Annotated in this window: 9 protein-coding genes; 5 read left to right on the top strand and 4 right to left on the bottom strand. The window is 42.3% G+C overall.

What is annotated here, in order from left to right; all coding sequences use genetic code 11:
• The first annotated feature begins 162 nt into the window (after positions 1-162).
• The 3 genes from A0128_RS17755 to A0128_RS17765 all read left to right on the top strand — a co-directional run bounded on the left by A0128_RS17755 (position 163) and on the right by A0128_RS17765 (position 3,737).
• Positions 163-1,188 (top strand): helix-turn-helix domain-containing protein, encoded by a 1,026-nt coding sequence (locus A0128_RS17755; protein WP_245667174.1) that lies wholly within the window; start codon positions 163-165, stop codon positions 1,186-1,188.
• A gap of 120 nt (positions 1,189-1,308) precedes the next feature.
• Complete coding sequence (locus tag A0128_RS17760; RefSeq protein ID WP_069608729.1) at positions 1,309-2,397, top strand: fatty acid desaturase; 1,089 nt, start codon at positions 1,309-1,311, stop codon at positions 2,395-2,397.
• A 14-nt stretch (positions 2,398-2,411) separates the two neighbouring features.
• Entirely contained in the window at positions 2,412-3,737 is a 1,326-nt protein-coding gene (locus A0128_RS17765; RefSeq protein ID WP_069608730.1) for a phthiocerol/phthiodiolone dimycocerosyl transferase family protein, read from the top strand.
• A 37-nt stretch (positions 3,738-3,774) separates the two neighbouring features.
• Here A0128_RS17765 and A0128_RS17770 read toward each other — a convergent pair whose 3' ends face one another.
• The 4 genes from A0128_RS17770 to rsgA form a co-directional block, all read right to left on the bottom strand.
• Positions 3,775-6,228, bottom strand: coding sequence for a hybrid sensor histidine kinase/response regulator (locus A0128_RS17770; RefSeq protein ID WP_069609385.1), 2,454 nt, complete (start codon positions 6,226-6,228; stop codon positions 3,775-3,777).
• A 248-nt stretch (positions 6,229-6,476) separates the two neighbouring features.
• On the bottom strand, positions 6,477-7,043 hold the full coding sequence (locus A0128_RS17775; protein WP_069608731.1) for a ClpP family protease: 567 nt from the start codon (positions 7,041-7,043) through the stop codon (positions 6,477-6,479).
• Positions 7,044-7,052: 9 nt separating this feature from the next.
• The gene (locus A0128_RS17780; RefSeq protein WP_069608732.1) at positions 7,053-7,631 is read right to left on the bottom strand and encodes an RNA polymerase sigma factor; all 579 of its coding nucleotides are present in this window, start codon (positions 7,629-7,631) and stop codon (positions 7,053-7,055) included.
• A 114-nt stretch (positions 7,632-7,745) separates the two neighbouring features.
• Positions 7,746-8,819 carry a ribosome small subunit-dependent GTPase A gene (gene rsgA / locus A0128_RS17785; protein WP_069608733.1) on the bottom strand — a complete coding sequence of 358 codons (1,074 nt, stop codon included), beginning with the start codon at positions 8,817-8,819 and terminating at the stop codon, positions 7,746-7,748.
• A gap of 406 nt (positions 8,820-9,225) precedes the next feature.
• On the opposite strand from rsgA, the gene A0128_RS17790 reads away from it, so the two are divergent.
• Both A0128_RS17790 and A0128_RS17795 read left to right on the top strand, forming a co-directional pair.
• Positions 9,226-12,636: an alpha/beta fold hydrolase gene (locus A0128_RS17790; protein WP_069608734.1), complete on the top strand. Its 3,411-nt coding sequence runs from the start codon at positions 9,226-9,228 to the stop codon at positions 12,634-12,636.
• Between the two features lie 50 nt (positions 12,637-12,686).
• Positions 12,687-14,258 (top strand): GMC oxidoreductase, encoded by a 1,572-nt coding sequence (locus A0128_RS17795; protein ID WP_069608735.1) that lies wholly within the window; start codon positions 12,687-12,689, stop codon positions 14,256-14,258.
• The last annotated feature ends 145 nt before the right edge of the window (positions 14,259-14,403 follow it).

Consider the following 14,403-nt stretch of genomic DNA (forward strand, 5'->3'; position numbering starts at 1 on the left):
TATCATTTTTAGAATCTCGTAAATCCTTGACAGATTTTTAAAATGCGTTAATGATCCTTCGTTGATTCTTAAACTTTTATGAATATTCTGTTTCTATTTTTATTTTCATTTACGATCTTTGGATCCTATCTCGGGGTATTGCTCTGTTTCGGACAGCTTGTCTTGTCAAGAAAGACCGCGCTCAATCGATTGTTGGCGACGTTATTTTTAGGATTGGCTTGTTTGCAAGTCAGCGTCCTTTGTGTCACAACAAACGCTGAAGAATCGTTCCCATATCTCGTCCTTCTTTATCTGCCCGTTTTAGGAACGATAGGGCCCGTTCTCTATGGAATCCATAAAATCATACAGGACCCGAATTTTGAAAAAACCAAGTTTGGATTAAAAGAAAAACACTGGATTCTTCCCGGAATCCTTTGGTTATTCTACGCCGCGAGTTTCTTTGTTCCTAACATAACGATTCAAGAAGGAATTCGATCTTTTCTAAAAAACAGAGGAGCTTCTGATTGGATCTGTCTTTTCCCTCTGGGAATTCTGGTCGTATATCTTTTGGCGATTCTTATGGAGAGTAGAATGCTCTTTCAAAAGGAAATTCTTCGTAACGAGTGGACCGCGCGGGTTCTACTCTATATACTTTTTGCTACTACGATCAATCATTCCACAGCGGCTCTATTCTTATTTCATAAAAATGGAATATTCCTTCAGATGAGTTCCTCTTTGATGGCTCTCAGCCTTTGTATATCCTATCTTATCGGAAGAAAGTATCCTCAATATTTTCAAAACCTTCAAAGTGTAGCCAGAGAAAGCGCAAGAAAATATGCACGTTCTCTCTTGCAGGGATTGGATCTGAACGTAATTCGGGAGAATCTTCTCATCAGTTTGGAAAAGGAAAAAATATTTCGAGACGAGGATCTCACCTTATCAGCATTAGCGGAAGAACTCGCGCTTACGCCGCATCAACTTTCAGAATTCATCAATCAAGAGATGGGAAAAAATTTCGCGGCCCTCGTAAACGATTATAGAATCCAAGATGCTTGTGAACTTTTGATAAACGAACCTGAAAGATCGATCTTAGACATCGCGTATGAAGTCGGATTTCGAAGCAAAACTTCGTTTCACCGTTCTTTTCTAAAGGGAATCGGACTTCCTCCTTCCGAATATAGGGAGCAAAATACGAAAAAGCTTTTTTAATTTTAGAATCTAGGTTAGAATTTTCTAAGAGACCGGACCCGGTTTATAAACTGGGACGACGGATCCGACGAGCCAAGTTAGCATAAAGCCGAATTCGCAAAACTCGAAAGAAGGTGAATCATGAATGCTGAATTGAAAGTTGTAAAACCCTATGAGATTCTTTCCGAAAAGGATCGAACTAAAAAGATCATCCAGTGGATTCGTTTTTGGGATACAAAGATTCGAAATCGATTCCCGTTTCTTACAAAACACCAAGATACAATCGGTTTAGGAATCACTCTTGGATCCGCGTCGCTGATGATTCTTTTCGCAGGTCTTTATATCTCCGGGCAGATTCCATTCTGGCTATGCATCGCGTCTAACGCGATCTTTGCGTCCTTTCTTCACGAGATCGAACACGATCTTATCCACAATCTCTACTTCAAAGGAAATTCTAAGATTCAAAACTTTATGTTCTGGGTGGTTTGGCTTTTTCGGGCCAATACCGTAAATCCTTGGTTTCGTCGAGAGATTCATCTATTACATCATAAGGTTTCCGGAAATAAGGAAGACGTGGAAGAAAGAATGATCGGAAACGGAATGGCATTCGGCTTGCGAAGACTATTTACGATGATCGACGGAAACATGGCTTTGATTCTTCAGGGAAGAAACGTTGGAAAAGACGCTTATTCCTATCTTCGGAAAATTACGGCTCCTCGAATTATCGGACCTTACAGAGAAATATTTTTTATACTCTGGTATCTTTTTCTAATGCTAAATACATTCTATTTTTTGAATCTGATTACGGGACTTCCTTTCGGAAAACTTACCTTTTTAAATCCGGCATTTTCGGTTCTAAACACAATTGCGGTCGTATACCTCGTTCCAAATTGGATTCGTCAGACTTCAATTCAGATCGTTTCCTCCAATATGCATTATTACGGAGACGTTCCCAACGTTTACAACCAAACTCAGGTTCTAAATTCTTGGCTCGTCTTACCGTTTCATCTTTTCTGTTTTAATTTCGGAGCGACTCACGGAATCCATCACTTCGTGGTCAATCAACCCTTTTACTTAAGACAACTTACTTCGTTTTACGTTCTTCCAGCGATGAAACGTTATGGAATTCGCTTTAACGATTTCAAAAGTATGCTCCGAGGAAATTCTAAAAATCGAATCGAAAATCTTTCCGAATTTCCCAAATCGGTGGATTTCAAACCTCAAACATAAAATAAAGACGATCGATGCACATTCAGAACGACGTAAACCCTCACGAAAAAAAACAAGAGCGACCTCTCGACAAAGCCGAATCTACTTTTTGGCTTTTGGATCGGGTTTCTTCCATGAACTTCGCGGTAATCGCTGAGGGCGACGGCGACTTGAATCTGGATACGATTCAAAGAGCTCTCAACGTAGTGCAGACCAAACATCCGCTCGCAAACGTTAAAGTGGAATTAGGCAACGAGTTCCGCCTTACTTTCAAAACCGTTTCCGAAAAAAGAATTCCTCTCAAAATTCTCAAATTGGAAAACGAGATTTGGAGAAATCAATTAGCGGAAGAAATCATGATTCCTTTTTCGGAGGGTGAATCCCCTTTGATCCGAGCCGTGTTTTTTTCTTCCGTCTCCGGAAATTGGGTGTTGAGCGTGATCTTTCATCACAGCATCGCTGACGGAAGATCCGGGGCTCTGTTTCTTACGGAAGTATTGAAAGAAGCTGGAAATAATTTAGAAAATTCGAATATTCTAAATTCTAATAAATTACCGGATTCGGTTCTTTCTTTGTTGAAAGTCAAAAAGGAAATTTCGGAAGTACTCAAAAAACCAAACCCTTCCGAAGAAATTACGATTCGGATTTCCTCCCTGCCGACCTTTTCCAAGAAGAATCAAGAAACAAATCCCGTTTTAACGGGCTTTCAATTGACGAAAGAAGAATTACAAAACCTTCTTGTTCTCTGTAAACAAAAAGAAACTACATTGCACGGCCTTATCGGTGCAGCACAACTGATCGCATTATATTCTTTGTTTGAAACTACGGATCCGATTCTTCTCAATCTTTCTAATCCCGCGGATTTAAAACCGAATCTATCGCAAGAAGTCGCGAGTGAAACATTAGGGCTTTATATTACTCTTCTTACGTTAGGAATTGTCATTCAGAACCATTCGGATCCGTGGACGATCGCAAAGGAAATTTCCACCGGACTCAGGGCTCAGATTAGAAACGGAAACAATGACATTTCTTTTTACGAACTCATTCCTCCGGCCAATCAGATTTTGAGTAAACCGAACGGGATAAAAGTTCTTTCGACTCTTCTCCAAAGATTTCCGCAAGCGAGCGTTCTGAGCAACGTAGGAATTTTACCGGATTTGCCTAAGTTTTATAATTTCAGCGTGTCCAATCTTTCGTTTACGGTTCATCCTTCGCTGTCTCAATCCGTATTCGTTTCCGCGTCGACGTATCAAGGAAAACTTACGATTCTTCTCAATTACGATTCAAATCGATGGACGCCCGGAAAATTCGAAGTTTTTAAGAATCATTTCGAGAGAATTCTTAGAGAGATAAAAGTTTAAAATATAATTAGAATATTCTTCTTTTTTAAAGTATCCGCTATAGCGTCTCGATGTGTTCTGACCAGTGATCCAAACAAGCTTTGAGTTGAATCAAATCCAGAGGTTTAATCAGACAATCGTTCATTCCCAATGTGACGTATCTTTCCTTGCTGCTTCCGATCGCGTCCGCGGTCAGGGCAACGATGATCGGAAGTTCCGCATTTTCTTTTCGAGAACGAATCCATCCCGTTGCCTCGATACCGTCCACTTCGGGCATGTGGATGTCCATAAGAACGATATCAAAAATATCCAATTGCATCCTTTCGATCACTTCGCGACCGTTGTGAACGACGACCGGATCGTAGCCGAGTTTTTTTAATGCCCTTTCGATCAATAGGCAATTGGTCTCGTTGTCTTCCGCGACAAGGATACGCATTCTTTTCGGAACAACATTCGAATAGACTTCGTCCACTCCTCTCGTTTTTTCGGGTTCCAAAATCGTTTCCATTTCGGATTGGGACGCAATGTCATACACGATCGAAAACGTAAATTTAGAACCCATTCCTTCTTTGCTTTCCAGAGATAAGGTTCCGCCTTGCAATTCGATCAATTGTTTTGTAATGCTCAATCCCAAACCCGAACCGCCGAACTTCCTCGCAGTGGAAGAATCGCTCTGGGAGAATGCGTCAAAAACTTGTTTCTGTTTATCTTGAGGAATTCCGATTCCCGTATCGGAAACTATAAATTCGATGGAAACCTTGTCCTCGGCAATTTTTCTCTGCGATACTTTCAGAACCACATTTCCTTGGTTCGTAAACTTGATTCCGTTACCCGCGAGATTCCAGAGAATTTGTCTGAGCCTCAGCTGATCTCCGGAAACAAATTCTTGAATATCGTATTTACCTTCCAGATTGAATTCGATTTGTTTTCGTCTTGCGAGCGGATAAAAAAGATCGTGGATTTCGTCCAAGACCGAACGAATCGAAAACACTTCCTTATCTAAGACGATTTTACCGGCTTCTATCTTTGAAAAATCAAGAATGTCGTTGATGATTTGTAAAAGCGACTTCGCGGATCCGGAAAGAATTTTTGTATATTCTTTTTGCTCTTCGCTCTGTTTCGTTGTCCCCAACAACTGCACCATACCGAGAACTCCGTTCATCGGAGTTCTGATTTCATGGCTCATGTTTGCAAGAAAACTACTCTTTACCTTGGAAGCTTTTTCGGCCATTTCCTTTGCTTGGATCAGTTCCCATTCGGTCTCTCTTCTCTGTTGAATTTCTTTTTTGAGAAGAATTATATTCTTATGAATTTCTGTTTGAAGACCCTCTTTGAGTTTAAATTCCAATTCTTTAATTCTTTGTACGAGCATGATGGAAAATAGAATCGACTGAGAAATAAACGCCAATTTTAGAATGTGAAGAGATACAAAGTTGATAGGAATCGCTCCGGAGGCGCTCAAATTCATTATGATTCCGGCGGTCGGGAAAATCAGATGAATAAACAGAATGATCTTTGCGGACTTGAAACCTTCTTGAATTCTTAAAAAACAAAAATAAACTATGATTAGATTGTTTATAAGAATCCAGTAATATGAAAATTGATTTAGTTGAACCGGAGCAAGGATCGAAGCCGGAATCAAAGCCACGTTTACGATCGAATAAACGATAGTAACCACTTTGGCTCGTTTGCTTTTCTTTTCCGGATATAAAAATTCTAAAGAAAATAAAAACAAGAATAAGCTGGCGGCGTAGACCAGGATCAAAGTGACCGTAAGATAATATTTTCCGTATTCCGGTTTAAACAGGTTTAAAAATAATCCGTCCCAAGACGTTAGATACACCGTAAAGAAAGCTATCATCAAAAAATAATATAGATAAGATCGAGTTCTGAAGAAAAAGTAAAGGGAGAGATTGTATAAACTCATCGCAATCCCGAAACCAAGAGTCAGACCGACTATTACCAATCGAAATTGTTTTGTGAGACCGAATTTTTTTTCGGATTCGAGAACAAGAGGAATCCTAAGCGGAGTTCCGCTTCGAATCCGAACCGCGATCTGAATCGTTTCTCCGGGTCTCAGATAAAAATCCAGAGAAGGAAAATTTTCCTCATAGATTCGATTTGCTCCGGCTAAAATTTCGCGCGTCTTGAGTTCGTGTCCGTATTTGTAGTGAATGTCCACTTCTTCCAAATAGGGGTTGTAGACCTCGAATTCTCCGTTGAATTCCTTTCCGGTGTCATTTTCCAGAGGAATATAAAACCAAACGGTGTCCTTCGAAAATCCCAACGAGAACATATCCGAGGGAATATTCTGAAAATCTAATCCTGGATCTTGTGCGAAAAGTTTTTCTTTAAAGTCTTCCTTGCTTGCATCTTTAAAGTAATGCACGAAGGATCGAAAGTTGCCGAGATTTTGAAGTTGAGATACTTTTCCGTTCTCCAGAGCGGAAGGCTCCCCGGACAAAGTAGAATTGAGCAGCAGGGCCGCGCCGAAGAGTAGGAAGAATCTCATTTTGAAAGTAAAAGACACGATTAGAAACAGGTAATTTTGATATATATTCTCGTATCCGTTCTATGAGTAAAAAGGTTTTTTCGTTAGAAATTCTTTTTACTCATATTCGTATCAAGAGACGATCGATTTTAGAAGATTCCGGCGGTTTCGAGTTCGGTATCTTCCCATTTCAATTTCAAAATTAGGTCTTGAGATATAGGAATCGGATTCTTTGACTTCAATTTGTTAAACTTTACAATCCGAGAATTTTAGAATTCGACTCCGATGATCTTATCGATCATACCGTATTCCAGCGCTTCCTTTGCTGAAAACCAAGAATCTCGATCCGTGTCTTTTACCATCTTTTCCAGAGGCTGTCCCGTAGCCTTTGCCATGATTTCGTTTAACAAATCCTTTTCCCTTTTAACGGACTCGGCAAAAATTCGAATATCTTCAGCCGGCCCTTTGAATTCTCCCATAACGTGGGGTTGATGGATCAAAATTTTACTGTGGGGATATGCTGAACGATTTCCCTTGTCGCCGGAAAGAAGTAAAACCGCGCCGAATGACATCGCCATTCCTAAACAGACGGTATAAACCGGATTATGGACGCTTTTCATTACGTCCAAAATCGCCAAACCGGCGTAAGTCGATCCACCCGGAGAATGAATGAATAACGTGACGGGTCTTGTCGGATCGACCGCTTCCAGATATAAGAATCGATCGATCAGATATCTCGCAGAGTTATCGTTTACTTCGCCCCAGAGAAAAACTTTTCTTTGTTCCAGATATACATTTTCGATCTGTCCGTTCGGATAGAATTGAGTCGCTTCCAAATTCTTCTCCTATGCAGCAAACGCAAGCGTCAAACGGGCTTCCGGCCGAAACGTCTCGCCGATTCCGTCTCTGAGAATATTTTTCAAATGGAGATGTCTTTTTTTGATAAAAGAAAGAGTTTTCCCTTCCGACTTTGAAATTTCGTCTAACGTAAAATTTTTGTAGTAATAAAGTTCGATCAACTTTTGATCCGCCGGATCCAATTTTTTAACGTTTTTAAGAATCGTTTCATAACATTCTTTTTCTAAAAAAGTGGAATGCAACTCTTTCGAGTTTTGATCGATCCGATTCGGATCCACAAAAACCAAAGTCTGACTTTCCTTCTTTCTCAAAATACGATCTCCGTGTTTGATCAACACCCTCTTGAGCAGGGAAGGAAACGCAGCCGGAGTAGTGATCTTTTCGAGATTTCGATAAAGATCCCAAAAAGATTCCTGAACCACGTCTTGAGAAAGATCCTCGTCTTTAAGAATCTTCGACGCAAATTTCACCGCAAAACGAGAAAACCGTTTTTGTAAAACGTTCCAAGCTCGCAGATCTCCGGACTTAGCCTTGTCCAAAAGTTCGATATAGGATTTGTCTTTCATACAATCTAATGTCCCGGCGATGGCCTATTTGGTTCTTAAAAAACGATCATTCTCCGAGGATTTTTTAAAAAAAGGATTTTTCTTCGATCTAAAAATCCTCGGAGAAACGAGAATCTACTTTCTTCCCTTATCCTTTAGCCTGCTCCTCAAAGCCTTGGCCATTTCTTTGTCCTTTTGTTTTCTTTTCTGAGCCTCGATAGGATCCGTTTGAACCTTGTAAGCCTGCAATTCTTTCAGAAGTTTTCGATAGGACGCATAACGTTCCTCCTGAATTTTTCCCTCTACGATCGCTGCTTGAACGGCACAACCCGGTTCTTCTCGATGTGAACAGTCTCGGAAACGACATTCTAAGGCAGCGGAAGCGATCTCGGGAAAGATGAGTTCGATCTCGTTCTCGTCTCCTCCCGAAAAAAGACCAACTTCTCGAATCCCGGGATTGTCCATCAAAATCCCGCCCTGGGGCAAGAGAAAGAGTTCTCGGTGAGTCGTGGTATGTCTTCCCGTTCCATCACTGGTTTTAACCGAGTTCGTTTTCTGAACCTCGGCGCCTAACAAAGAATTGATGATCGTGGACTTACCGGCTCCCGAAGAACCCAAGAACGCGATCGTCTTTCCGGGTCGGACAAATTCCATCAGAGTTTGTGTTTGCGAAAAGTCCAAAGCCGAGATCAGAATCACCGGAACGTCTCCCGCGATTTTTTGAATCTCTAAAAATCTGCTCTCAGGATCCGGACAAAGATCGCGCTTGTTCAAAACGATTGCGACTTCGGCGCCGCTCATCTTAGCCAAGAAGAGATAACGTTCGATTCTTCTTGGACTGTAGTCGTTGTCGAGGCCCATGATCACGAGAAGCAAATCGATGTTAGAAGCGATTGCCTGTGATTGATTCCGTTTCCCGGGATTGGATCTTTTTAATAACGTTTTTCTCGGAAGAATTTGTTCGATGATACAGAGATCGTCTCCTTCGATTTCTCGAACAAGAATCCAATCTCCCGTAACAAGAGATTCTCCGGTGGATAACAAAGCGCCGGATGAGATCCCGCGACGTTCTCCGAGATATGTTAGAATTTTAGAATATTCTCCATAAACCGATAGAACCCGTGCGGGAATAAGATCGACTGAGGATTCCGAGGGAAATAATTCCGGATTCCAGCCGTACGAGGCGAGTAGTGAATTTGATTGTGACATACGATTCCTTCTGATTTTGAAATAAATATGGAACTCCCTACCCTTTTTCAGGATTACGTGGAGTTAGAATTTCAGAATGGAATCAAACAATCATATTCAGTTTTACGAATCTTAGTATCGATAATTCCCGCGTAGAATGTCAATCAAAGAATGGTCGAGTGAGAGAACTGAATTAGAAAAACGTAAATCTCGATTCTCCTTTGAAAAGAAGCTTCCGATCCGCCGGTATTTTCCTATAAATTCCGTTTAAGACATCGAATCTCAACATCAAGGGAATCTCTCTTTTTCGCGAGTATCCGGCCGGTTTGTCAAAATATTATCGATTCTTAGCTAGTTCTTTCACTATTTTTCTTGCAATATTTTCCTTTTTTGGAAATATTTTGCCAATTTAACCCAGGCAAAAACATTGATTAAAAAAATTTCACAATCCATAGAAAAGATCAAAGGTCAATACGATACGATCGTTATCGGTTCCGGTTACGGCGGTGCAATCGCCGCGTCCCGTCTCTCCAGAGCGGGAATTGAAGTCTGTCTTTTAGAAAGGGGAAAAGAGATTCGGCCCGGAGAATTTCCAAATAAGGAAATCCATGCCTTTGAAGAAGTACAGGCAAACTACGAAGATAAACATATCGGCCACCAAAACGGACTCTATGATTTTCATTTTAATAAGGATATCAACGTTCTTGTGGGTTGCGGTTTAGGCGGCACTTCGCTTATCAATGCAAACGTAAGTCTTCGAGCCGTTCCGGAAGTTTTTCAGGACGTTTGTTGGCCCGCGAATATCCGCAAAGAGGCAAAGGATCACGGATTGGATCCTTACTATTCCAGAGCCGAGGAAATGCTTCGCCCGAATATAGTTCCCAAATCCCCCAAACTCCCAAAACAAGAAGCGCTCAAAACTTCCGCTGCTTATATCGGAAAAGATTTTTATCCGACTCCGATCAACGTCACCTTCGAATCCAAGATCAATCACGTCGGAGTTCAACAAGACGCTTGTACAAACTGCGGTGACTGTGTTACGGGTTGTAACGTTTCTTCCAAAAACACGACGTTGATGAATTATCTTCCAGACGCCGCCAACTTTGGCGCTCAGATCTTTACCGAAGTCAAAGTCAATTATCTCGAAAAAAAAGACGGATATTGGCTGGTTCACTTCATTCCTCTCGGACTCGATCGTGAAAAATTCAGCAAGGACGAACTTTTTATCCGAGCAAACACGATCATTCTTTCGGCGGGAGCCTTGGGTTCTACTGAAATTCTTCTTCGATCCAAAGAGAAAGGTCTTAGCCTTTCCGATGCGGTCGGAGTTCGCTTTAGCGGGAACGGTGATATGTTAGGTTTTTCTTATAATGGAACCGCCAAGATCAACGGGATCGGCTTTGGAAATAAAAAACAAAATGGAAACGGTGCGGTCGGTCCTTGTATTACGGGAGTGATCGATACTCGAAAGGGCGCTAAACTAGAAGACGGAATGATTATCGAAGAAGGATCGATCCCGGGCGCGATCCGCGGTCAACTGCCTGCGATCTTTGCGCTTGGTTCCAAATTTACCGGAGTCAAAACCAAAAAGGGTTTTGTTACTTGGATTCTTGAAAAGATTAGAATTTTCGTAAGTTTCATTCTCGGTCCGTTTCACGGAGCCGTTCGTAACACGCAGACTTATCTAGTTATGGCGCACGACGGAAATGACGGAAAGATGTTTTTAAAAGACGATCGTCTTCGTATTTCTTGGCCGAACGTCGGTAAAAAACCGATCTTCGAAAAGATCAGCAACATCTTAAAAGAATCCACGATTCCTCTCAAAGGAACCTATATTAAGAATCCCGTATGGAACAAATTGACGGATCAAGATTTGATTTCAGTCCATCCTTTAGGCGGATGTCCGATGGGAGAAGACGCGGCTTCTTCGGTCGTAAACGAAAACTGTCAGGTCTTTTCCGGAAAGAGCGGAGCTGTGACACACAACGGACTTTATGTAATGGACGGTTCCGTAATCCCTCGATCCTTAGGAGTCAACCCGCTTCTTACGATCTGCGCGATCTCGGAAAGAGCCTGCGAAAAACTCGTTTCTGAAAAAGGACGTAAGATCGACTACAGCCTTCCTTCTCATCCGAAAAATACGGACGTGATTGACGAATCCGTTTTAGGAATCGAATTCACCGAATGTATGAAGGGATTCTATTCCACTCAATCGAAAGAAGACTACGAACGGGGATTTCAGATCGGCCAGGACGAAAAAACTTCTTTCGAATTCTTGCTCACGATTCGTAGCAACAATCTGGAGAAGATGGTCGCCGATATTGAACACAAGGCTACGTTATTCGGAACCGTAAGAGCTCCTTTTATTTCCAAGGACGTCATCACGGTTACCAACGGAGATTTCCTACTCTTTGTCAACAGAGAAGATCGTATCGAAACCAGAAACATGGTTTATAAGATGATTCTTCAAACCGAAGAATCGAAACGTTATCTTTTTGTGGGAGCCAAGTGGGTTCAGAACGACGGACTCACAAATATCTGGAGAGATACGAGCACACTTTTTGTAACGATCTACGACGGAGAAACGGAAACATCTCCGGTTTACGCAAAAGGAATTCTCCACATTCTTCCCGAAGACTTTGCAAAACAGATGACCACTATGAAAGTCATCAACTCCAAATCGATCGCGGATACGGTTAAGGGAATGGCGAAATTCGGCGCCTTCTTTACGGGAGCTCTTTACGACGTTTACGGCGGCGTTGCGAGTGCGATCGTTCCATGGGACAAGGACGCGCGCCCAAGAACCAAAAGACCTCTTCGTGTTTCAGCGCCGGAAACTTATTTCTTCAAAGCGGACGACGGAGCGGACCTGAGACTTTTGAGATACAAAGGAGGAAACAAGGGCCCGGTTCTTTTATCTCCAGGTCTTGGAGTTTCCAGTTTGATCTTTAGCATCGATACGATCGACACAAATCTTCTCGAATATCTTTTTGAAAACAAATACGACGTTTGGATGTTCGATTACAGAACCTCGATCGCACTTCCTTCGGCTCCTCTTCCAAACACGGGGGACGTGATCGCGACGAAGGATTATCCCGCCGCGGTAAACAAGGTTCGCGAACTCACCGGAGTCGATAAGATTCAAGTGGTGGCGCATTGTTTCGGAGCGACGACGTTTACGATGGCCTTACTCGCGGGAATAGAAGGAGTTCGTTCCGTCGTGCTTTCCCAGGTTTCAGCCGATGTCGAAGTTCCGACCTCGATGGATATCAAAGTTGGATTGCACACCGCAGAAATGATGGATCTGGTCGGAATCAAGGATCTGACGGCTTATACGACGGATCACGCGGATTGGCTAAACAAATTTTTCAACTCGGCTCTCGCTCTCCAGCCTCAGTCTTTCTTTTCACACGACGTAAACCCGGTGAGCAGAAGAATCTCGTTTCTCTATGGAAGTTTATACAAATTAGATAATTTGAATGAAGAGACTTACAGATACGGCCTCGGAGAAATGTTCGGAGTCGCGAATATCAAAGCCTTTGAACATCTTTCCAAGATGATTCGCGCGCATAAGGTTGTGAATGCGGAAGGAGGAGACGCTTACGTTCCGCACATAGACCGGTTGAATCTTCCGATCACATTCATTCATGGCTCGGAAAATCAGTGTTATCTTCCGGAGAGTACGGAAAAAACCTACCAGACTTTGATCAATCGTTTCAATCCGTCCCAGTATGCGCGTCACGTGATACCGGGTTACGGACATATCGATTGTATCTTTGGAAAAAACGCCCACAAAGACGTATTCCCGTTTATACTTCAGGCTTTGAAAAAATACTGAAGACGAAAGGAAATATTAGAATTTTTTAAATCTCTTTTACGGAAGGAAGAATGTCAAACAGCAACGTGCAACAATACGACGCAGTCGTGATCGGATCCGGATTCGGCGGTTCCATAAGCGCCTTACGTCTTTCGGAAAAAGGCCAAAAAGTTTTAGTTTTAGAACGTGGTAAAAAATATACTCCGGGAATGTTCCCCAGAGACGTTCAGAATGTGAACAACCTACTTTGGCGTTATCCAAAAAAGAAAAAGTCCTTAGGACTTTACGAACTGAATTTTTTCAGCGGCCTTGGAACCGTAACCGCTTCCGGTCTCGGAGGCGGATCTTTGATCTACGCGAACATTCACATTCGTCCTGATGACGCGGTCTTTCAAGATCCGAGATGGCCTGCGCCTTTCAATCGAAAATATTTGGATCCGTATTACGATAAGGTCGCTTCCAAACTCGACGTAAAACCCGTTCCGGCGGAATGGGATCTTCCGAAAAGAAATAAGTTCAAAGCGGCCGCGGACCTAAACCGACATCCTTACTTTGATCCGGACGAAGCGGTGAGCTGGTTAAAACCGGCGAGGCCGAATCAAGCAGTTTGTCAACGTTGTGCGGAATGCGAATTCGGATGTAACCACGGAGCCAAGAATACATTAGATTATAATTATATTGCCGACGCTCAAAAAAACGGAGCCGTGTTTCAAACGGATTCTTTAGCCTCGCATATCGCCCCCGATCCAAAAGGCGGTTATATCGTTTATTATGAAAACACGGTAACGGGCGAAAAATATTCCGTCTACGGCAAGAGAGTTGTTGTTTCTGCTGGAACCTTAGGAACCAACCGAATCCTTCTAAACAGCAGAGACTATTACAAAACATTGCCGAATCTGAGCAAACAACTCGGAAAAGGTTATTCCGGAAACGGAGACTTTTTGGGTGGAATCGAATCCAGTAAAACCGATCTCAAACCTTGGGACGGACCGGACGTGACAACGGTGATCAATTACTTTCCGAACGGATTTCAATATACGATGGCAGCTCCTACGTTTAACGAACCCGTGATGACGGTTCTTGCTTCGTTAGGAATCGCAAAACCAAATTGGTTCTTAAGAATGATCGGTCCTCTTTTTTGGAAAAGTCTGAAATGGATTCTTCCCTTAATCTTTAAAAAGGGATGGATCTCAAAACCTTTACCTCCGGGCGCTCCCGGTGCGGGAGATCCGACTTATATGACGAACCTCTTTGCGATAGGAAGAGACAACGCAAATGGAAGAATCGTTCGTTGCGGAAAAGACATAGACGTAAAATGGAATTACTCAAAAGAGAATCAAACTCTCATCCAAAATATGACGGCTTCCATGCAACAAGTTGGAGACGCATACGGTGGACAATTTGGTCCTCTCGCGACCTTTCTCTTATTCAACCGAATTCTATCCGTACATTCCATGGGCGGTTGTCATTTGGGGGCCAACCCGGATAAGGGAGTGGTTTCCGAAAACGGAGAAGTCTTCGGTTATAAGAATTTATTTATCGCCGACGGATCCGTGATTCCTTCTTCCATAGGGTTCCACCCCGTGATGACCATTTCCGCAGTGGCGGAACATACGGCTGCGTCGATTTGCTCCAATCTATAAGGATTTCGAAACTGCAATATCGATATATAATTCGAATAAAAGAATCCCTTAAGATTCTAATATAACAATTGACACAGAATTAATGTATTCTAAAATTCTAATTTAGAAATATTGATATTACTATCTGAGAAATAATACCAAGGCG

The sequence above is a fragment of the Leptospira tipperaryensis genome (genome assembly GCF_001729245.1).
Lineage (GTDB): Bacteria > Spirochaetota > Leptospiria > Leptospirales > Leptospiraceae > Leptospira > Leptospira tipperaryensis.